Below are 18,054 nucleotides of genomic sequence, written 5' to 3'. Positions count from 1 at the left end.
AGCACGCCATTGGGCTGCTGGAGGCGATGGCCACCCGCGATACCGCGGTCCTGTGCGGCTCCCAGGCTCAGGCGATCGCGCCGGCCAGCTCGGTCGCGCCCGACTCCGTGCCGTCCGCGTACACGACGGTGAAGCGGTAGAAGAGCGTGGTCGCCTTCGGCTGGTCGGCGTCGTGCCACGACATGGGGTAGGAGATCTCGCCCGTGCCGAGCAGGTCGAACGTCCCTGTCGCCGGGTTCCAGCGGCGGACGTTGAACCCGGTGGCCTCGCTGCCGTTCTCGTTCGTGGTGTCTTCGAGGTACAGGTTGAAGTCTCTCGGCCCGTTGGGGTGGATCCAGGTGAAGGGCGAGCCGGTGGCGGGCGGGGCGGTCGGACGGAGGTCCAGCTCGGTGACGCCGGTGACGGTCGCGCCTGTGTCCGGGGTGAGCTGGTTGCCGTACTGGTCGACGCCGACGACGGCGTAGCGCACCTGCTCACCGTCGGCGGGTGTCACGTCGTGCCAGGTCGTCCCCGTGAGCCACGGGCGCTCGTTCGTACGGTCGCCCACCGGGGTCCAGTTCCACTGCCCGTCGGCGAACGCGCCGCGCAGCACCCGGTAGTGGTCGAGGGACGGGTCGCCGCTCGCCTTCCAGGAGACCGTGACGCCGTTCTCCTTCGGGACCGTGGTGACGCCCTCGATCGCCGCGGGCGAGGTCGTGTTGCCCGCGACGGTGACCGGGAGGTCGGCGGACGAATGGCCCGGGTTGCCCTCCCAGTCCTTGGCGACCACCCAGTAGTAGTAGGTGGTGCCGGGCTTCACGGTGTTGTCGACGAAGGTGGTGGTGCCCTTCAGCCCTTGGGCGACCTCCCACACCGTTATTCCGGAGGCGCGCGGCTTGAGCGCCCGGAAGACCGACCAGCCCGCGAAGTCGGAGCTGGTTCCCCCGGAGGCGTCCCAGGTGACGGTGACGCCGGTCTCGCCCTCCGTGACCCGGGTGCCGAGCGGGGTTTCGACCGGGCCGGTCAGGTCGTCGCTGTAGTACATGGCGGTGCCCGAGGCCGGGGACTCGTTGCCGTGCGTGTCGACGGCGGTGACGACGTAGTAGTAGACGTCACCGGTCTGCGGCAGCGGTCCGCTGTACCCGCCGCCCGTGGAGGCCAGCCGGTTGGCCGGGGTGAGGGCGACCGGTCGGGAGGTCGAGCGGTAGACCCGGTACTCGGCAAGGTCGGGCTCGGTGTTGCTGTCCCAGTAGAGGGTGATCTTGGTGGGGCTGCCCATGGCCCAGTTGTCCTCGACGCCCTTCGGGGCGGCGGGGGCGATGCGGTCGACGGTGGTGATGCCGAGGTCCGCGGTGCCCGAGGAGGTGTTGCCGGCCTTGTCGTAGGCGCGGACCTCGTAGTAGTAGACGTTGCCGTCCTTCGGGACGGTCGTGTCGGTCCACGAGGTGGCCGTCGTGGTCGCGAGGGGCTTCGTGGGGTAGACGGCACCCTTCAGCCGGCGGTACACGCGATACCCGGCGAAGTCCATCTCCTTGTTCGCTGCCCAGCTGACCTTCGTGGACGTGGTCGCCGTGCTGTAGGCGACGGTGGTCCCGGCGGGGACGAGCGGCTTGACCTTGTCGACGGTCGCCGTGGTGCGCGGCGTGTACGCGAACTTGACGTTCGCGGCACCGGTCCAGTTGACGAAGTCGACGCGGAGACTGTGCCTGCCCGAAGGGATGGTCAGGTTGACGGTCTTGGAGACGGTGGTGGCGACGTTCTTCCACACGTCGACCTTGCGGACGCCGTCGACGTAGACGCGGATGCCGTCGCGGGAGGACGCGGTGAAGGCGAAGGGCCCGCCGGAGCCGAAGTCGCGGGTCATGGACCAGCGGACGCCGAAGTTGTTGGCGGGCATGCCCTTGTAGCCGGGTGCGCCCGTGCCCCAGTTCTGGTCGATCACGGAATCGCAGTCCGTGCCCTTGGGGGTCCCGGTGAAGGTGGTGTTCGCGTAGAACGTCCGCGTGAAGACGGGCGATGCACAGGTCACGGCGGCGGACGCGGGGGTGGCCGCGGTGAGCAGGCTGCCCGCGGTGGCGAGTACGACGGCGCTCGCGGTGGCGACCGTCGTTCCTCTGGGTCGGTTCATGCGTTCCTTCGGTCTTGATCGTGCGGGGCAGCATGCGACTGCCTCGGAAGATCAAGACTCGTGAGGAACGCGCTTGGTTGTAGGCCGCAGGGAGAACCGGCGCAGGTATTGCCCGACCTCGCTGCCGACCTCCCTGCCGGGCCCCCTGAAGGCCCACCTCCACAGGGTGAGGCTTCGAGTACGCCGGGCTCGCATACTCGACGTCATGAACGGAAACGGGCAGCTTTCCGACTTCCTCCAGGCCCGCAGGGCCCAACTGCGCCCCGAGGACATCGGGCTGAAGACGTACGGAGAACGGCGCCGCGTCCCCGGGCTGCGCCGGGAGGAGCTCGCGATGCTCGCCGGCATCAGCGCCCCCTACTACTCCCGGCTCGAATCGGGGCAGTCCCGCAACGCCTCGCCGGAGATCCTCGACGCCATCGCCGCCGCGCTCCGGCTGGACGAGTCGGAGCGGGCACACCTGCACGCGCTGGCGCGCACACCGCGCCGCAGCCGGCCGGCCGCACAGCCCCGCGTCGAGCGCATGACAGCGGCCACGACGGCGATGCTGGAGGCGTTGGGCGACACGCCCGCCGTCGCCCTCGACCGCCGTGGCTCCGTCCTCGGGTGGAACCGGACGGGCCACGCACTGTTCTCCTGCCATCTGGACCCCGACAGCCCGGCCGATCCGGCACGGCGCCCGAACATGACGAAGTCGGTGTTCCTCGACGCGCACACCCGCGAGCTCTACGCGGACTGGCCGGCCAAGGCGAGAGCGGTGGTGGGCAGCCTGCGGATGACGGCGGGCCGGTACCCCGACGATCCGGGGCTCGCCTCGCTGATCGGTGAACTGACCATGCGCAGCACTGCCTTCGCCCGGCTGTGGGCCCGCCATCGCATCGTTCCCTGCGATGTGGCCGACTACGAGATGCGCCACCCGCTGGTCGGCACGCTGACGGTCAACCAGCAGACGCTGCAGAGCCCCGGAGGCGAGGGCCCGCGCATCGTCGTCGCCACGGCTCCGCCGGATTCCCCCGCGCGTACGGCCCTGGCGCTCCTGGCCAGGACCACGGCTCCGCCGGTCCCGGGGACGCCCGCCGCACGCGTGCCCACGAGTTCGCCCGGGGCGGCCGACGGCCGGTGACATGCCGCAGATGGCGCAATGGAACCCCTGGGACGCCGGGCTGGGTCACGCTGTGGTCGTTCGGCCGCTGTCACGTCGGGATCCCGCGGGTGTCCGGTGCGGCAGGTTTCGCCGGACCGCTGGTGCACAAGAGGCGAAGGGCGTCGTGAAGCACTCCGGGATCGACTACGAGGCGGTTTTCCAGGCCTTGCCGGCCGCGGCGGCCCTGCTCACCGCCGACCTGGTGTACGCCGACGTCAACGAGGCGTATCTGCGCGCGTCGGGGCGCACCCGTGGCCAGATCGTCGGCCGCTACATGTTCGATGTGTTCCCCGACAACCCCAACGATCCCGCCGCGACCGGCACGCACAACCTCCAGGCGTCGCTGCTGCGGGTGGTGGCCACCGGGGAGCGCGACGCCATGGCGCTGCAGCGCTACGACGTCGAGGACCCCGACCGGCCCGGCCGGTGGGAGGAGCGGTACTGGAGCCCGGTCAACGCCCCGGTCCTCGGCCCGGACGGGCGGGTGGCCCTGGTGCTGCACCGGGTGGAGGAGGTCACCGAACTGATCCGCGCCCGTGGCGGGCGGTTCGGCGGGGACCGGACCAGGGCGCTGGAGGCCGAGCTGTACACCCGCGCCCGGGAGCTCCAGGAGGTCAACGAGCGGCTGCGCCGGGCCCACGCCCGCGAACGCGAGGTCGCCCTGAGCCTGCAGTCCGCCATGCTCCCCGCGCCCGGACCGCTGGGCCGCCGCCGGGGCGCTGTGCGCTACCAGCCCGCGGTCGGGTCCCTGAACGTGTGCGGCGACTGGTACGACCTGGCCGAACTGCCCGGCGGCCGCTTCGCGGTCGCGGTGGGCGACGTCGTCGGCCACGGCCTGACCGCGGCCGGCGTCATGGGACAGCTCCGCAGTGCGCTCAGCGCGGCCGTACGTGTGGCCGACGGCCCCGCGGCCGCCCTCGACGCGCTCGGCCTGTACGCCCGCTCGGTGGAGGGTGCCGAGTCCACCACCGCTCTGCAGACGGTGATCGACTGCGAAAGCCGCACCGTCACCTACAGCAGCGCCGGTCACCCCCCGCCCGCCCTGCTGCACGCCGACGGAACCGTCGAGTTCCTCGACCGGGCCACCGACCCGCCGCTCGGCGCCCGCTTCGAGCACATTCCGAGAATCCAGGCCGAAGCGTCCTTCTCCGAGGGCGCCAGCCTCGTCCTCTACACCGACGGGCTCGTCGAACGCCGCCACGAGGACATCGACACGGGCCTCCACCGGCTCGCCGACTGCCTCAGCCGTCACCGCCGGGCCGATGCGGACACCCTCGCCGACACCCTGCTGGCAGAACTCATTCCCCCGGGCGGCAACACGGACGACACCGCCCTGGTCGTCGTCGGCCTGTGACCGTCAGCCGAGGCCACCGTTGCTCATCAGCAGCTGCCCGTTGACCCACTGTCCCTGCGGGGAGCACAGGAAGTCCACCAGGTGCGCGGTGTCCCGCGGGGTGCCGAGGCGGCCGAGCGGAGTGGCCCCGGCGAGCCCCTCCCGCGCCTCGGGGGACATCCAGCCGGTGTCCACAGGACCGGGGTTGATGACGTTGGCGGTCACGCCGAGGTGGGCGAGCTCGTGGGCGGCGGCCAGGGTGATGCGGTCCAGGGCGCCCTTGCTCGCCCCGTAGGGCAGGTTGCCGACTGTGTGGTCGCTGGTGAGGGCGACGATCCGGCCCGTGCCGGGAGTGGCGCGGAAGCGCAGCCCGTACTCGCGGATCAGCAGCCAGGTGGCGCGTGCGTTCACGGCGAAGTGCCGGTCGAAACTCTCGAGGGTGGTGTCGAGCAGCCCGGAGTCGACGGACTCGGCGTGGCACATCACGAGTGCGGTGACGGGGCCCAGCAGGCGTTCCGTCTCGTCGTAGACGCGTGAAGGGGCGTCCGGATCCATGAGGTCCGCCTCGATCGCCGCGGTGGCCGCCCCGTGCGCGGCGAGTTCCTCGGTGATCGCCTCGGTGGCTCCGCTCTCGGCGCCCCAGGCCATGCGCCGGTCGTACGGTGTCCAGTAGGTGCAGGCGATGTCCCAGCCCGATGCCGCCAGTTGCCGGGCGATGCCCGCGCCGATGCCGACGGTGCGGCCCACGCCGGTGATCAGCGCGAGGGGGCGGGCGACGGGCCGGGTCTCGTCATTGTTCGTCACAGGTCGGAATGATCAGGGCATCCCCGCGGTCCGCGCAACCACCTTATGAAATGGGCCCCTTCACCTGCTGCGTGACCCGGTCGGGGTCTCAGGCCAGGGAGAGGAACAGCTTCTCCAGGCGGGCGCGCATCCGCTCCTTGTCGGTGCCCGTCGGCCCGTCCTCGGCCAGGCACTGTTCGAGGCCCGTGGCGATGATCGCGAAGCCGGCCCGGTCCAGGGCGCGGGACGCGGCGGCGAGCTGGGTGATCACGTCCTCGCAGTCCCGGCCCTCCTCGATCATCCTGATGATCCCGGCGATCTGGCCCTGGGCCCGGCGCAGCCGGTTGAGGACCGACTTCAACTCGTCGCCCGCCATCTCGAGTTCCACGCTTCGTCCTCCATCAGTCGGCAGGCTTCTCCCACACGGAGACGTGCCGGCCGCTCTCACTCGTGAAGGGCTCCCGGGCCCAGCCCTCCCACCGCTCACGCAGGCGCAGTCCGGCGAGCTGCGCCATCAGGTCGAGCTCCGCGGGCCACACGTACCGGAACGGGATGTAACGGTACTCGCCTCGGCCGTCCTCGACGCGGACGTAGTTCGAGCTCACCGCCTGTGTGGCGATGTCGTAGGAGTCGAACGCCCACCGCGTCGGGCTCACATGGAACGGTACGACGCTCTGCCCGGCGGGCAGCTTCCTCAGCTCGGGCACCATGACCTCGATGACGAAGGTGCCCCCGGGCGCCAGGTGCGCGGCGACGTTGCGGAAGCAGTCCACCTGGGCCCGCTGTGTCGTCAGATTCATGATCGTGTTGAAGACCAGGTACGCGACGCGGAACGTCCCGTCCACCTTCGTCGTCGCGAAGTCGCCGATCGTCACACCGATGGATTCCGCGTCGCCGCCGGGCTTCTCCCGCATGCGCGCCACCATCGCCCGCGACATGTCGATCCCGTGGACCGGAACGCCGCGCTCCGACAACGGCAGGGCGATACGCCCCGTCCCGATGCCGAGTTCGAGCGCCCGCCCACCGCCCGCGAGCCCCGCCAGGAAGCCGGCGGCGGCGTTCACGGCTTCCGGCCGGAACATCTCGTCCTCCGGGTCGTCGTACGTGGCGGCGACCTGGTCGCCGAAGTAGCCGTCCTCGTCATCCATCGCGCGACCGTACTGCGGGGGCATCGCCCGCGCCTGCCATTTGTCTCGGGCCACCGAGTCCGAACGTACGATCAACAGCCCTCTCCTTAAGCTGATTTAGTCGGCAATTGCGCGGCGAACCGTCCGCTCGCCCGGTGGGGCGGGAAGAATGGCGCAGGCGCCACGGAGAGGTGAGGAAGCCCTCTCCCGCGCTCGCGACCCCGCTCAGCCGCCGCCGCGAAAGCCGGAGATGTGGCAGACGAAGGAGGACCCGTGATGAATGTTTCGGTGGATCAGCTGACCGGCACGGTCGACAGGGCACGTACCCGGGCCCGTGGGCAACTCCTCGACGCGGGGCGGGAGCTCTTCGGCGTCTACGGCTACGCGGAGACGTCGGAGCAGGCGCTGTGCGAGGTCGCGGGGGTGCCGGAGGAGGTGCTCTGGGAGGAGTACGGCTCCCGGGAGGGCGTGCTGATCGCCCTGCACAACGAGGTGACGACCAACGGGCTGCGGGCGGCGGAGAGTGCCCTGCTCTCGGAGGGCATGGACGACTGCCCGGTGGCACAGCGGTTCCGGATCCTCTTCGACGCGTACGTGACCGCGGTGACCCGGGACCTGCGTGAGGCGCGGGTGACGTTCGTCGAGGTGCTCGGGGTGAGCACGGCGGTGGACGAGCACTGCAAGCGGTGGAGGGACCTGTGGGCCGACTTCCTGACCGGCGAGGCCGAGCGGGCGGCGGTGCGCGGCGAGGCGGAGGAGCGGGACCACCGGGTGGTGGTGATGGTGATGGTCGGCACGGTCCACGAGCTGATGGCCCACCACAGCCGCCGCCCCCGCAGGGCCCGGCCGGAAGAGGTGTCGGCGGAACTGACGGAGCTGGGGCTGGCGATGCTGGGGATTCAGGGGGCGGGCGGGTAGGGCGGCCTGTTCAGAGGCCGCGGTAGACCTCGCGCCGATTGCCCACCGCCAGGACCCACAGAATCAGCTGGCCGTTCTCGACAGTGTAAACGGCGCGGTATTCGCCGATGCGCAGTCGCCACCGCCCTGGGTGACCTTGAAGGGCCTTGATGTCGAAGGCGCTGGTGTCTCCGGCGTCGAGGGCTTTCTGGAGGTCGCTGAGGCGCATGAGGATGCGCAGGGCGTCCTGGCGAGTGATCTTGAGTAGATCTCGCTGCGCGTGAGGTGTGAACCGCGTGAGGTACCCCATGGGTCAGGGTGCCGAGCGGATGAGAGCGGCCATCTCCTCCAAGGAGAGTGAGCCTTCCGTGCCCTCGGACTCGGCTTCGTCCGCGAGCCGGTTCAGCCATGCGTCCTCGAGCCGATCCGCGGCCTCGCGCAGGCGGCGGTATTCGTCGATGTCGACCAGTACCGCTTCGCTCTTTCCACGTCGCGTGATGATGGTCGGCGTGGCGTCGCGGCGAGCGCGGTCTATCACGTCCGCGAGGTGCCGACGGACTTCCGCCATGGACTCCGTAACCGGTTCACTCATGTATTCAAAGTAACAGATGTACATCTGGTCCACGAGTCTGGACCTTCCGCGCGGGGGCGGGTCAGAACCTGATGCGGGCGGCTACGGGCAGGTGGTCGCTCCCCGTCGCGGGCAGCGACCGGAGCTCGGTGACCTCGGCGGAACGGGTCAGGATCTGGTCGATCCGGGCCAGGGGCAGCTTCGCGGGCCAGCTGAACGCGAAGTCCGTGTCCGGCCGGTTCATCCGCGAGGTGACCGGCTCCAGGCCCCGGTCGTCCAGCGTGCTGTTGAGGTCTCCGAGGAGGATCACCCGGTCCAGCGGCTCGGCGGCGATGGCTTTGCCGAGGAGTACGGCGCTCTCGTTCCGCCACCCGGCGCTGAAGCCGCCGTTCAGGCCCAGCCGGACCGAGGGAAGGTGCGCGACGTACACGGCGGCCCTGCCCTGCGGGGTCGCGACGGTCGCCCGCAGCCCCCGGTCCCAGCCCTCGCCGACGGCCTTCGGCCTGATGTCCACCTGTCGTACGTCGGACAGGGGGTACTTCGACCAGAGCCCGACCGTTCCCCGGGTCGCGTGATGCGGATAGTCCGCCTCCAGGACCGCTCGGAAGGCCGGGAGTGCGGACGGCGTCAGCTCCTCCAGGGCGATGAGGTCCGGCCGGGCCCCGAGCAGCGCGCGTGCGGTGCCGGAAGGGTCCCGGTTCACGTCGCTGACGTTGTGCTGGAGCGCCGTGAGTTCGTCGTCCCCGGGGTCGTGACCGGAGAACAGCAGTCCGCCGAAGAGCACGCCCCACGCGACCGCCGGCAGCAGCAGTGCGGTCAGGGCGACGTAAGAACGACGCAGGAGGGCCAGGACGAGCAGGACGGGGACGGCCAGGCCCAGCCAGGGCAGGAACGTTTCGAGGAGGCTGCCCGCATGGCCGGGCAGCTCGGGGACGGCGGAGTGGAACGCCAGGAGAAGGGCGACCAGGACGGCGAGCGGCCCGAGGGCCCGCCCCCGCTTCCACCCCCATGGAGGCCTGCTGCTCTCCGGCTTCGTCATCGCCCCGCCCGGTTCCGTCGGCACCTCACGCCGTGGCCGGACGGCACGGCGTCGCACGATACGACGACGCCGTGATCACCGGTCCGGTTCCGGGCCTGCTCGACCGCACGTCCCCACGCAGCAGCGGACGAAGTCCCGGACGACGGGATCAGCGTCGTCGGGCGGGGCCCAGGCGACACCGACCTGGCTGGGGCTGACGCCGGTGACGGGGCGGTACGTGACCCCGGGGCGGGCGTAGAAGCGAGCGGCGGAGGCGGGGGCCAGGGCGATTCCGTAGCCGTTCGCGATGGCGCCGAGCCAGTCGTCGGGCTGCTCGGTGACGGCTCCGATGCGGACCGGGTGGCCGCGGCGTTCTTCGGTGGCCAGCCAGTAGTCCCGCCAGCGGCCCGGCCCGGGTGGCGCCGCGACGAACGGCTCGTCCCAGAGGTCGCGGAAGGCGATGCGCTCGCGGTCGGCGAGGGGATGGCCTGCGGGGAGGGCGACCCAGCGGGCTTCGGTGAACAGCACCTCGACGCGGAAGGACTCCTGGCCGGGGAAGGGCAGCCGCAACAGGGCGACGTCGACGTCCCGCTCGGTCAGACCGGCGCTCGGGTTCCCCCACGACGCCTGCCGCATGTCGGCCTTCCATCCCGGCCGGAGCCGGGAGAACGCGGCGATGATCCGCGGAGTGTCCTCGTTGGCCGCGCTGGCCAGGGTGCCGATACGCAGCACCCGGGCCGACCGGCCGGCTGTGGTCTTCGTGTCCCGGAACATCCGTTCCCAGTCGGCCAGCAGGGCGGGCACTCCGGCTGCCAGAGTCCGGCCCGCCTCCGTGAGCGCCATACCGGCGCGCGACCGCGTGAACAGCCGCACGCCGAGCAGGGTCTCCAACTGCTTGATCTGCTTGGTCAGCGCGGGTTGGGACACGAAGAGCCGTGCGGCTGCCCCGGTCACGCTGCCTTCCTCCGCCACGGCCACGAAGCAGCGGAGCAGGCGGGTGTCCACATCCATGCCGTCAGGTTATAGACACAGGTATTGGCGGAGCGGGAGAAGGCTGGGGAAGGCTGGACCGGCGGGCCGGACGAGAGCCGACGGCGGCTCGTGGACGTCATCCTGCAATCGGCCGAAGGGGAGCCCTGTGTTCATCGCCTATGTGATCGTTGTCGTCGTCACGATCGCGGCCAACGCCGGGGTCGCGGCCGTGGACGTGCTGCGGCCCGCCCTTCCCCTCGCCAACTCGGCGGAGGTCGGTGTGCCGCCGTCCTGGCTTCCGTGGCTGGCCGCGCTCAAGGCCGCCGGAGCGGCCGGTCTCCTGCTCGGGCTGCTGGGCGTCCCGTACCTGGGCACAGCAGCCGCGACAGGACTCGTCCTGTTCTTCGTCGGCGCTGTCGCGGTCCACATCCGCAGCCGTGTCTTCCACAACTTCGCGTTCCCGGCAGGCTACTTGGGGCTGGCCGTCGCATCCCTCGCCGCGTGCCTGCTCGTGGCGCCGTAGCAGGGACAGACCTTCGGCGATCCGTGCCGAACGCGGCTCAGGCCGAGGCCAGGGCTCCCGCGTACGGTCCGCCCACGCCCCAGGACTGGTGCATCGCGTCCGCGAAGGCTCCGGCCAGTCTGTGCTCGCCGGTGGGGCCGGGGTGGGTGCCGTCGTACGTGTCCGTGTGGATGTCGTAGCCCGCCGGGTGCGAGGCCAGCAGGATCGGGGACGACGGGTTGTCCAGGTCGGCGACGGCCTTGGCGAGGAGCAGGTTGAAGCGGTCGCACTCGGCGGCGAAGGGTGCGTCCGACTCCGCCCGTATGTTCGGTATCACGGGAAGCAGGACCATCCTGACGTTCGGGTTCGCCGTCCGGGCCGCGGCGATGAACTCCCTCGCGTTCAGGGCCGTCTGCTCGCTGTCCGTGTAGAAGCCGAGGTCTATCAGGCCCAGTGAGACGAGCAGGACGTCGGCGCGGGCCGCCGTGACCGTGTCCGCGATGACCGGGGCCATGTGGAGCCAGCCCTCGCCCCAGCCCGCCAGGTGCCGCCGGGCGTGGGCGGGGAAGGCCGGGTCGCCGTAGGCGCAGGAGTGCGGGGCGTTCGCCGCGATGTCGTACAGCTCGGTGCGCGGACCGGTGATCGCGTAGCCGCCGTCGCCGAGGGTCGCTTCGAGGTGCTGCCACATGCGGTAGCGCCAGGTGAAGTCGCCGGCACTGCCGATGGTCATCGAGTCACCGACGAAGAGAAAACGCATGGCGACATCATGGCGGATCACCGCTCCGGCCTGCGACGTGACAGTGGACACTTGTGCCATGAGATCGCTGCTGACAGTTTCCGCCGCCGCCACCCTCCTGTTCCTCACGGGTGCGGCGCCCGCTGTGGCGGACGACGGGGACGGGGCGGATCAAACCTTCACGATCGAGGACTCCCGGATCACCGAGTCCAGCGGCCTCGCGGCCAGCCGCGCCCACCCGGGCATCTACTGGACGCACAACGACAGCGAGGACGGGCCGTACGTCTACGCCGTCGACTCCCGGACCGGGAAGACCGTCGCGAGGATCACCATGCAGGGGGTGGGGGCGCCCCGCGACGTGGAGGCGATCTCGCTCGGGCCGGACGGGAACCTGTACGTCGGCGACATCGGCGACAACCTCGACGGCTCCTGGGACCACGTCTGGATCTACCGCTTCCCCGAGCCGAAGCGGCTCGCGGACGCCACCGTGCGGGCAACCCAGTTCGACGTGAAGTACGCCGACGGGGCCCGCAACGCCGAGGCGCTGATGGTCCACCCGAAGACCGGCCGGGTCTACATCGCGTCGAAGAACGAGGACGGCGGCGGGCTCTACGAGGGGCCCGCGAAGCTGTCGACCGGTGGGGCCAACGTGTTCCGGCGGGTCGGCGAGGTGCCGTGGGTGACGGACGGGGCGTTCTCGCCGGACGGGCGGGAGCTGGTCCTGCGCTCGTACTTCAGCACCAGGGCGTACGCCTTCGAGGGGGGCAGGCTCGGCGAGGACCACGCGGTGAGCGTGCCGCTCCAGGGGCAGTCCGAATCGGTGACGTACACGGCGGACGGCTCGGCGATGATGTTCGGCTCCGAGGGCGAGCGGAGCGAAGTGGTGCGGGTCGACGTCGAGGGCGGCGGGAGCGGCGGGGGCGGGAGCAAGGCGCCCTCCCGGGAGGGCGGGGCGTCCTCCTCCGGTACGGGAAGCGGCGCGGGCGGTGACGGGACCGGGAAGGGCACCGTGACCGGGGGAGCCGTGGTGCTCGCGGTCATCGCGCTGGCCGTATTCGGCTTCAGGCGGCGGCGCGGTTAGAGCGCGCGCGAGGCGCCGTTCGTTCAGTACTCCGGCGTGAGCGGGCGGAGCTCGTAGTGCAGTGTCCGGTCCCTCTTCAGCCGGTGGGCGAGGGGGACGAACACACCGTGCAGCGCCGGGTACTTGCGGGAGAGGGTCCGGGCGGCGTGGGTGTTCTCCTTCGACCCCTGGGCGAGGAGGCGCGCCGAGGCACCGACCGTCGGTCCCGTCGGCGCTCCCCGCACGGTGCACGGGGCGATCTCCACCACGGGGTGGTTGCGCATCCGGTCGACCTTCCACGCCGAGGAGAACGTACGGATGTAGGCGTGGTCGCCCTCGACGGCGATGCTGACGGGTGTACGGGCGAGCGATCCGTCCGGCCTGCGGCTGCTCAGCAGGACGGTGTACTGCTTCACGAAGGGCTCCAGCTCGTGGATCGTGTCCATATGTCCCATGGTCCACGGATCGGGCGCCGTGTCATCCGCGTGCGCGCTGCTCCACGAGGACTTCGAAGCCGTCGATGAGGCGGCCGAGGCCGAACGCGAAGTGATCGAAGTCGGCCCCGAACGCGTCCTCGGACAGCGCGGCCATGTACGGGTACTCGCCGCTGAGCATGGCCCGCTCCAGGTAGGGGCGCTGGCCCTCCCAGAAGGCGGCGTCGCTCAGGCCCGTCTGCTGGGCGGCCTCCGTCGCGTGGTTCTCCGTCCGGGCGAGGCCCTCGACGAAGCTGTTGACCGTGATGATCACGCCGATCAGCTCGGGGTCCCGCAGTCCCATGCCCCTGAGTCCGGTCAGGGCGAGCTCCAGGCCGCGCAGGGCGCTGGGGCCCAGGACCGTGCGCGCCTGGTTGATCTTGAGGAGCCAGGGGTGCGCGCGGAGGTTCTCCCGGTAGGTGTGGGCCATCGCGTCGACGGCCACCCGCCAGTCGGACGGCACCTGTGAGGCGTCCGCCGAGAGCGGTTCGCCGAGGACCCGGTCGAGCATGAGGTCGAGCAGTTCGGCCTTGCCGGGGACGTACCGGTAGAGCGACATCGTGCCGGTGCCGAGCTCGGAGGAGAGCCGGCGCATCGAGAGAGCCGCGAGGCCTTCCGTGTCGGCGACATCTACGGCGGCGGCGACGATCCGGTCGAGCGTGAGGCCCGGCTTGGGGCCGCGGCTGGGGCGTTCGCCGGTGCCCCACAGGAGTTCGAGACTGCGTCCGATGTCGCCGCTTCCGGTGGTCGTGCCGTCCGTCGCCGCTGTCGGTCCGCTCTTCGTCATGGGCTCAGGGTAATCCCCTGAACAGGAACTGGGTACGGTGTACTCTCATCTGGGTACGACGTACTCAGTTCTTCGTGGTGAGGGGAGTGAGCCATGTCCGCGTCCGGATATGCCGTGCTGGCCGAAGGGGTCGTGAAGCGCTACGGGGCGAAGAAGGGGGTGGCGGAGAAACGGGCGCTCGACGGATTCGACCTGGCAGTCCGCCCGGGCACCGTCCACGGCCTGCTCGGGCCCAACGGGGCCGGCAAGACCACCGCCGTCAGGGTGCTCGCCACCCTCCTGCGGTTCGATGGGGGCCGGGCCGAGGTCGCGGGCCTGGACGTCGCGCGCGAGCCCCGGCGCGTACGGAGCAGGATCGGGCTCACCGGGCAGTACGCCGCCGTTGACGAGGTGCTCACGGGCCGGCAGAACCTGGAGATGTTCGGCCGCCTCTTCCACCTGGGCGGGACCGGGGCGCGGAAGCGGGCCGGCGAACTGCTGGAGCGGTTCGACCTCGTGGACGCCGCCGACCAGGGGGTCAAGGCGTACAGCGGGGGCATGCGGAGGCGGCTCGATCTCGCCGCCTCGATGATCCTCGCGCCCACGGTGCTGTTCCTGGACGAGCCGACGACCGGGCTCGACCCGCGCAGCCGGGGCGAGGTGTGGGGCGCGGTACGGGCACTGGTCGCCGGCGGTACGACGGTCCTGCTGACCACGCAGTACCTGGACGAGGCCGACAAGCTCGCCTCGCACATCACCGTCATCGACCGGGGCCGGTCCATCGCCGACGACAGCCCCGACGGGCTCAAGAACCGGGTCGGCGGCGACCGGATCGAAGTCGTCGCCGCCGAGGCGGCCGACATCCCGGCCGTGGTGAAGGCCGTGGACCGGGTGGCCGGCGGCGGACCGGTCGTGACCGACGAGGCGGACCGCCGGGTGCACGCCCAGGTCGCGGACCGGGTGGCCGCACTGACCGAAGTGGCACGCGCCCTCCAGGACGAGGGGATCGCGGTCGAGGACATCGGGCTGCGCAGGCCCAGCCTGGACGACGTGTTCCTGCGCCTGACGGGACACGGGGCAGAGGCGGACACCGGGGCGGACTCCGGAAACGACACGAAGATGGAGGTCGCGGCATGACCGCGCTCGAACTGCCCGCCCGCACCGGCCCCGAGCGGAGCCGGGCCCTCTGGGCGCTCGTCGACACCTGGAACGTCACGAGGCGCAGCCTCACCCACTACCAGCGCCAGCCCGTCGCCATCATCTGGCAGCTCGGCTTTCCCATCGTGTCCGTCCTGCTGTACGGGTACGTCTTCGGCAGCGCGATGAAGGTGCCGGGCGGCGGCGACTACCGGGAGTTCCTGATGCCCGGCATGTTCGCCACGACCATGACCATGGGCTTCATGAACACCGCGATGGCCGTGGTGACCGACTCCGGCAAGGGGGTCATCGACCGTTTCCGCTCGATGCCGATGGCCCCGTCCGCGGTCTCCGCCGGCCGCGGGGTCGCCGACCTGGTGGTGGCCTGCGCCGAGTTGACGATCCTGGCCCTCACCGCACTGGCGATCGGCTGGCGCGCGGGCGGCAGCCCGATGGAGGCCGTGGGCGCGTTCGGGCTGCTTCTGCTGCTGCGCTTCAGCCTGATCTGGGTGGGCGTCTGGCTGGGCCTGCTCGTCCCGAACGCGGAGTCGGCGGGCGGCCTGTACGCCATCGCCTTCCCCGTCACGATGATCTCCAGCGCCCTGGTCGCCCCCTCGCTGATGCCCGGCTGGCTGGGCACGGTCGCCGCGTGGAACCCGGTGTCCTCGACGGTGACCGCGTCCCGGGAACTGTTCGGCAACCCGGTGGCGAGCGGCGGCACATGGGTCGAGGAGCACGCGCTGCTGATGGCGCTGGGGTGGCCCCTGGTGATCACGCTGGTGTTCCTGCCGCTGGCGGTACGCAGGTTCCAGCGGCTCAGCCGCTGACCGGGCGGCACGGGGCCCGCGTAGGGTCGGGCCCCATGCCGGACAACGGGCCCGAAGCCTTCTCCACCAGCCGACTCGACGCGCTGCCGCTCGACGTCGCGCACGCGGACGAGATGACCGCCGTCCTCGCCGACCCCGCCCTGTACACGTACACGGGAGGCGCCCCGGAGGACACGGACACCCTGCGCGCCCGCTACGCCCGCCAGAGCGCAGGCTCCCCGGACCCCGCCGAGCAGTGGTGGAACTGGGTGCTCCGGGTACGTGCCGACGGGTGCCTGGCCGGCTACGTACAGGCGACCGTGCGCGGTTCGCGGGCCGAGATCGCCTGGGTGGTCGGGGGCGCGTGGCAGGGCCGGGGGTACGCGAAGGAGGCGGCGGCCGGACTCGTCGAGCACCTGCGGGACGAGGGCGTCCGAACCGTTCTCGCGCACGTCCACCCTGGCCACACGGCATCGGCAGCGGTGGCCACCGCGGCGGGGCTCGCCCCGACCGACGTGTGGGAGGACGGCGAGGTGCGCTGGCACAGGGACCTCACCGACGGCGGCGCCCCGCAGGCCGAACAGCCGGGGTGAGCGCTCCGGGTCGGTGCGTCCTGCCTGCTCCGGTGCCATGCTGGAAAGGAGGTACGGAGGTCACGATGGGCTTCTACACGGAGCAGGTCGTGCCGAGGATCGTCAACGTCGCCTGCGGGATGAAGACAGCAGCACCGCTGCGGCAACGGGTCTGCGAGGGCCTGAGCGGCACCGTCGTCGAGATCGGCTTCGGCTCGGGCCACAACGTTCCCTTCTACCCGGAGGCCGTCGCCGGTGTGGACGCGGTCGAGCCCTCCTCGGTCGCGTGGGAACTCGCCGGCAAACGCATCAAGGCGTCGGGCGTCCCGGTGCGGCGCGCCGGTCTGGACGGTCAGTCGCTGCCGTTCGAGGACGACAGTTTCGACGCCGCCCTGTCCACCTGGACGCTGTGCACCATCCCCGACGCCGCCGCCGCCCTGCGCGAGGTGCGGCGCGTCCTCGAACCCGGCGGGGAACTGCACTTCGTGGAGCACGGGCTGGCCCCGGAGGCGGACGACAACGTCCGCCGGTGGCAGCGACGCCTCGATCCGCTGGAGCAACGGATCTTCGGCGGGTGCCATCTCACCCGGCCGATCGTCGACCTGCTGACGACCGCCGGATTCAAGGTGACGGAACTCGACGTCTTCTACGAGAAGGGCGCCCCGAAGGTGATGGGCGCCGATTCGCTGGGCGTCGCACTGTCACCCTGACGCCGGTCACCCCGCGGAGTAGGGTGTCCGGCCATGACCGAACCCGCCTTCCTGACGACCACCCGCGCGTCGTACGACGCCTTCGCCGACGAATACGCCGCACACTTCCAGGACGAGCTCGCCGCCAAGCCCATCGACCGAGCCGTACTGGCGGGCTTCGCTGAACTCGTCACTGCCGAGGGCGGTGGGCCCGTGGCCGACGTGGGCTGCGGAACCGGACGGGTGACGGAGCATCTGCACGCTCTGGGTGTCGACGTGTTCGGCATCGACCTGTCTCCGGGGATGCTCGCGGAGGCGCGGCGGCACTACCCGGATCTGCGGTTCGAGGAAGGGTCGATGCTCGATCTGGACCTGCCGGACGGCGGGCTGGGCGGGCTGCTGGCCTGGTACTCCACGATCCACGTACCGGACGAGCAACTGCCGCAGGTCTTCGCCGAGTTCTACCGGGTCCTCGCCCCCGGCGGTCACCTCCTGCTCGGGTTCCAGGCAGGCGAGGAGGTGGTGCGCCGGACGGATGCGTGGGGGCGCGACATCGAACTCGACTTCATCCGTCGCCGACCGGAGCGGATGGCGGAGCTGTTGGTCACGGCCGGCCTGACGATGAAGGCCCGGACGGTGCGGGAGATCGACGAGGAGAGCGCCTTCCCCGAGCCGACTCCCCAGGCCTTCCTGCTGGCCCGCAAGCCCAGGTAGCGACAGGTGTTACGCGCGGGGCCGGCCGGCCGCCACCAGCTCCGCCACGTCGAGCGTCACCTTGGCACCGATGGAGTCGGGGAGCTCGGCTGTCTGGCCGGGGGCGTAGACCTCATGGCTGTCGTATGTGCCGTCGGCCGGCTCCGTCAGTACATGCACGCGGCCGTGGCGGCGGTCGAGGATGACATAGACAGGGATCTTGGCATAGGCGTAGGCGGAGACCTTGTTACGGAGGTCGTTCTGATAGTTGCTGGAGGTGACCTCAAGGACCAGGCGGAAGACACTGGGGTCGTAGGTGGCGTTCTCCGCCGGGTGCTCCCGGTAATCCGCGTCGACCAGGGCGAGGTCGGGGATCGCATAGTCCTGTGGCCCACTGGGCAGCCAGATTCCTGGTCCCTGAAGGACTCTGGACTCCTCGCCATGCAGCCCCGTAGCTCCGAACGCGAGCACGAGTGTGGTCAGCGCGTCGGCGTGCGGGCCGTCCGGGGATGGGGCAACGGTGATGACGCCTCCGATGATCTCGACGCGGTAACCCGGCGGGAGCTGCTCCGAGAGCCGGTTGGCGCTCTCGAGCAGAGATTCCGGCTCACCGTCACAGGGGTGCTCGACTGCTGCTGCAGACATTGCGGGCCTCCTGGAATGGCTGG

22 protein-coding genes are annotated in these 18,054 nt (G+C 71.0%); 10 read left to right on the top strand and 12 right to left on the bottom strand.

Features of this window, described 5'->3' with window-relative positions; genetic code table 11:
- Positions 1 to 67: 67 nt before the first annotated feature.
- A complete protein-coding gene (locus OG257_RS16890) occupies positions 68 to 2,107 on the bottom strand; it encodes a fibronectin type III domain-containing protein (protein ID WP_329208535.1) in 2,040 nt (679 codons plus the stop codon).
- 205 nt (positions 2,108 to 2,312) lie between these two features.
- Between OG257_RS16890 and OG257_RS16885 the strand changes: the two genes are divergently transcribed.
- The gene (locus OG257_RS16885) at positions 2,313 to 3,230 is read left to right on the top strand and encodes a helix-turn-helix domain-containing protein (protein ID WP_329208534.1); all 918 of its coding nucleotides are present in this window, start codon (positions 2,313 to 2,315) and stop codon (positions 3,228 to 3,230) included.
- A gap of 145 nt (positions 3,231 to 3,375) precedes the next feature.
- Positions 3,376 to 4,605, top strand: a complete 1,230-nt coding sequence (locus OG257_RS16880) for a PP2C family protein-serine/threonine phosphatase (RefSeq protein WP_329208533.1) — start codon at positions 3,376 to 3,378, stop codon at positions 4,603 to 4,605.
- Positions 4,606 to 4,608: 3 nt separating this feature from the next.
- Here OG257_RS16880 and OG257_RS16875 read toward each other — a convergent pair whose 3' ends face one another.
- The 3 genes from OG257_RS16875 to OG257_RS16865 all read right to left on the bottom strand — a co-directional run bounded on the left by OG257_RS16875 (position 4,609) and on the right by OG257_RS16865 (position 6,515).
- Positions 4,609 to 5,388, bottom strand: coding sequence for an SDR family oxidoreductase (locus OG257_RS16875; RefSeq protein WP_329208532.1), 780 nt, complete (start codon positions 5,386 to 5,388; stop codon positions 4,609 to 4,611).
- Between the two features lie 88 nt (positions 5,389 to 5,476).
- Positions 5,477 to 5,755, bottom strand: coding sequence for a metal-sensitive transcriptional regulator (locus tag OG257_RS16870; protein WP_329208531.1), 279 nt, complete (start codon positions 5,753 to 5,755; stop codon positions 5,477 to 5,479).
- Between the two features lie 13 nt (positions 5,756 to 5,768).
- A complete protein-coding gene (locus OG257_RS16865; RefSeq protein ID WP_329208530.1) occupies positions 5,769 to 6,515 on the bottom strand; it encodes a class I SAM-dependent DNA methyltransferase in 747 nt (248 codons plus the stop codon).
- Positions 6,516 to 6,770: 255 nt separating this feature from the next.
- Here OG257_RS16865 and OG257_RS16860 point away from each other — a divergent pair, with 255 nt between their 5' ends.
- Positions 6,771 to 7,412 (top strand): TetR/AcrR family transcriptional regulator, encoded by a 642-nt coding sequence (locus OG257_RS16860; RefSeq protein ID WP_329208529.1) that lies wholly within the window; start codon positions 6,771 to 6,773, stop codon positions 7,410 to 7,412.
- A 10-nt stretch (positions 7,413 to 7,422) separates the two neighbouring features.
- Here OG257_RS16860 and OG257_RS16855 read toward each other — a convergent pair whose 3' ends face one another.
- The 4 genes from OG257_RS16855 to OG257_RS16840 form a co-directional block, all read right to left on the bottom strand.
- Entirely contained in the window at positions 7,423 to 7,701 is a 279-nt protein-coding gene (locus tag OG257_RS16855) for a type II toxin-antitoxin system RelE family toxin (protein WP_329208528.1), read from the bottom strand.
- 3 nt (positions 7,702 to 7,704) lie between these two features.
- A complete protein-coding gene (locus OG257_RS16850) occupies positions 7,705 to 8,007 on the bottom strand; it encodes a type II toxin-antitoxin system Phd/YefM family antitoxin (RefSeq protein ID WP_329215139.1) in 303 nt (100 codons plus the stop codon).
- A 37-nt stretch (positions 8,008 to 8,044) separates the two neighbouring features.
- Positions 8,045 to 9,001: an endonuclease/exonuclease/phosphatase family protein gene (locus tag OG257_RS16845; RefSeq protein WP_329208527.1), complete on the bottom strand. Its 957-nt coding sequence runs from the start codon at positions 8,999 to 9,001 to the stop codon at positions 8,045 to 8,047.
- Between the two features lie 75 nt (positions 9,002 to 9,076).
- Positions 9,077 to 9,991 (bottom strand): LysR family transcriptional regulator, encoded by a 915-nt coding sequence (locus OG257_RS16840; protein ID WP_329208526.1) that lies wholly within the window; start codon positions 9,989 to 9,991, stop codon positions 9,077 to 9,079.
- A gap of 127 nt (positions 9,992 to 10,118) precedes the next feature.
- Between OG257_RS16840 and OG257_RS16835 the strand changes: the two genes are divergently transcribed.
- Positions 10,119 to 10,475: a DoxX family protein gene (locus OG257_RS16835; protein WP_329208525.1), complete on the top strand. Its 357-nt coding sequence runs from the start codon at positions 10,119 to 10,121 to the stop codon at positions 10,473 to 10,475.
- A 37-nt stretch (positions 10,476 to 10,512) separates the two neighbouring features.
- Here OG257_RS16835 and OG257_RS16830 read toward each other — a convergent pair whose 3' ends face one another.
- Positions 10,513 to 11,271 carry a GDSL-type esterase/lipase family protein gene (locus OG257_RS16830; protein WP_329208524.1) on the bottom strand — a complete coding sequence of 253 codons (759 nt, stop codon included), beginning with the start codon at positions 11,269 to 11,271 and terminating at the stop codon, positions 10,513 to 10,515.
- On the opposite strand from OG257_RS16830, the gene OG257_RS16825 reads away from it, so the two are divergent.
- On the top strand, positions 11,270 to 12,271 hold the full coding sequence (locus OG257_RS16825) for a WD40 repeat domain-containing protein (protein WP_329208523.1): 1,002 nt from the start codon (positions 11,270 to 11,272) through the stop codon (positions 12,269 to 12,271). The genes OG257_RS16830 and OG257_RS16825 overlap by 2 nt on opposite strands.
- Before the next feature lie 23 nt (positions 12,272 to 12,294).
- On the opposite strand, the gene OG257_RS16820 is transcribed toward OG257_RS16825, so the two are convergent.
- Both OG257_RS16820 and OG257_RS16815 read right to left on the bottom strand, forming a co-directional pair.
- Positions 12,295 to 12,696 (bottom strand): PPOX class F420-dependent oxidoreductase, encoded by a 402-nt coding sequence (locus OG257_RS16820; protein WP_329208522.1) that lies wholly within the window; start codon positions 12,694 to 12,696, stop codon positions 12,295 to 12,297.
- Positions 12,697 to 12,727: 31 nt separating this feature from the next.
- Positions 12,728 to 13,510 (bottom strand): TetR/AcrR family transcriptional regulator, encoded by a 783-nt coding sequence (locus OG257_RS16815; protein WP_329208521.1) that lies wholly within the window; start codon positions 13,508 to 13,510, stop codon positions 12,728 to 12,730.
- A gap of 93 nt (positions 13,511 to 13,603) precedes the next feature.
- On the opposite strand from OG257_RS16815, the gene OG257_RS16810 reads away from it, so the two are divergent.
- The 5 genes from OG257_RS16810 to OG257_RS16790 all read left to right on the top strand — a co-directional run bounded on the left by OG257_RS16810 (position 13,604) and on the right by OG257_RS16790 (position 17,407).
- Positions 13,604 to 14,626, top strand: a complete 1,023-nt coding sequence (locus OG257_RS16810) for an ATP-binding cassette domain-containing protein (RefSeq protein ID WP_329208520.1) — start codon at positions 13,604 to 13,606, stop codon at positions 14,624 to 14,626.
- Entirely contained in the window at positions 14,623 to 15,453 is an 831-nt protein-coding gene (locus OG257_RS16805; RefSeq protein WP_329208519.1) for an ABC transporter permease, read from the top strand. Before OG257_RS16810 ends, OG257_RS16805 begins: the two co-directional genes overlap by 4 nt.
- Positions 15,454 to 15,488: 35 nt before the next feature.
- Positions 15,489 to 16,025 carry a GNAT family N-acetyltransferase gene (locus tag OG257_RS16800; protein WP_329208518.1) on the top strand — a complete coding sequence of 179 codons (537 nt, stop codon included), beginning with the start codon at positions 15,489 to 15,491 and terminating at the stop codon, positions 16,023 to 16,025.
- Between the two features lie 65 nt (positions 16,026 to 16,090).
- A complete protein-coding gene (locus tag OG257_RS16795; RefSeq protein WP_329208517.1) occupies positions 16,091 to 16,714 on the top strand; it encodes a class I SAM-dependent methyltransferase in 624 nt (207 codons plus the stop codon).
- Between the two features lie 33 nt (positions 16,715 to 16,747).
- The gene (locus OG257_RS16790) at positions 16,748 to 17,407 is read left to right on the top strand and encodes a class I SAM-dependent DNA methyltransferase (protein ID WP_329208516.1); all 660 of its coding nucleotides are present in this window, start codon (positions 16,748 to 16,750) and stop codon (positions 17,405 to 17,407) included.
- 9 nt (positions 17,408 to 17,416) lie between these two features.
- On the opposite strand, the gene OG257_RS16785 is transcribed toward OG257_RS16790, so the two are convergent.
- Positions 17,417 to 18,031: a Uma2 family endonuclease gene (locus tag OG257_RS16785; protein ID WP_329208515.1), complete on the bottom strand. Its 615-nt coding sequence runs from the start codon at positions 18,029 to 18,031 to the stop codon at positions 17,417 to 17,419.
- Positions 18,032 to 18,054 lie beyond the last annotated feature (23 nt).

The organism is Streptomyces sp. NBC_00683 (assembly GCF_036226745.1).
GTDB lineage: Bacteria > Actinomycetota > Actinomycetes > Streptomycetales > Streptomycetaceae > Streptomyces.
Note: the sequence above shows the minus strand (reverse complement) of the source record. Positions and strands in the feature narration are given on the sequence as shown.

Coding starts and splice junctions, on each gene's coding strand:
- OG257_RS16830 (WP_329208524.1), bottom strand. CDS start 11,271: ATGGCACAAGTGTCCACTGTCACGTCGCAGGCCGGAGCGGTGATCCGC.
- OG257_RS16855 (WP_329208528.1), bottom strand. CDS start 7,701: ATGGGGTACCTCACGCGGTTCACACCTCACGCGCAGCGAGATCTACTC.
- OG257_RS16825 (WP_329208523.1), top strand. CDS start 11,270: ATGAGATCGCTGCTGACAGTTTCCGCCGCCGCCACCCTCCTGTTCCTC.
- OG257_RS16890 (WP_329208535.1), bottom strand. CDS start 2,107: ATGAACCGACCCAGAGGAACGACGGTCGCCACCGCGAGCGCCGTCGTA.
- OG257_RS16795 (WP_329208517.1), top strand. CDS start 16,091: ATGGGCTTCTACACGGAGCAGGTCGTGCCGAGGATCGTCAACGTCGCC.
- OG257_RS16800 (WP_329208518.1), top strand. CDS start 15,489: ATGCCGGACAACGGGCCCGAAGCCTTCTCCACCAGCCGACTCGACGCG.
- OG257_RS16810 (WP_329208520.1), top strand. CDS start 13,604: ATGTCCGCGTCCGGATATGCCGTGCTGGCCGAAGGGGTCGTGAAGCGC.
- OG257_RS16850 (WP_329215139.1), bottom strand. CDS start 8,007: ATGTACATCTGTTACTTTGAATACATGAGTGAACCGGTTACGGAGTCC.
- OG257_RS16785 (WP_329208515.1), bottom strand. CDS start 18,031: ATGTCTGCAGCAGCAGTCGAGCACCCCTGTGACGGTGAGCCGGAATCT.
- OG257_RS16865 (WP_329208530.1), bottom strand. CDS start 6,515: ATGGATGACGAGGACGGCTACTTCGGCGACCAGGTCGCCGCCACGTAC.
- OG257_RS16805 (WP_329208519.1), top strand. CDS start 14,623: ATGACCGCGCTCGAACTGCCCGCCCGCACCGGCCCCGAGCGGAGCCGG.
- OG257_RS16845 (WP_329208527.1), bottom strand. CDS start 9,001: ATGACGAAGCCGGAGAGCAGCAGGCCTCCATGGGGGTGGAAGCGGGGG.
- OG257_RS16885 (WP_329208534.1), top strand. CDS start 2,313: ATGAACGGAAACGGGCAGCTTTCCGACTTCCTCCAGGCCCGCAGGGCC.
- OG257_RS16860 (WP_329208529.1), top strand. CDS start 6,771: ATGAATGTTTCGGTGGATCAGCTGACCGGCACGGTCGACAGGGCACGT.
- OG257_RS16815 (WP_329208521.1), bottom strand. CDS start 13,510: ATGACGAAGAGCGGACCGACAGCGGCGACGGACGGCACGACCACCGGA.
- OG257_RS16820 (WP_329208522.1), bottom strand. CDS start 12,696: ATGGACACGATCCACGAGCTGGAGCCCTTCGTGAAGCAGTACACCGTC.
- OG257_RS16790 (WP_329208516.1), top strand. CDS start 16,748: ATGACCGAACCCGCCTTCCTGACGACCACCCGCGCGTCGTACGACGCC.
- OG257_RS16840 (WP_329208526.1), bottom strand. CDS start 9,991: ATGGATGTGGACACCCGCCTGCTCCGCTGCTTCGTGGCCGTGGCGGAG.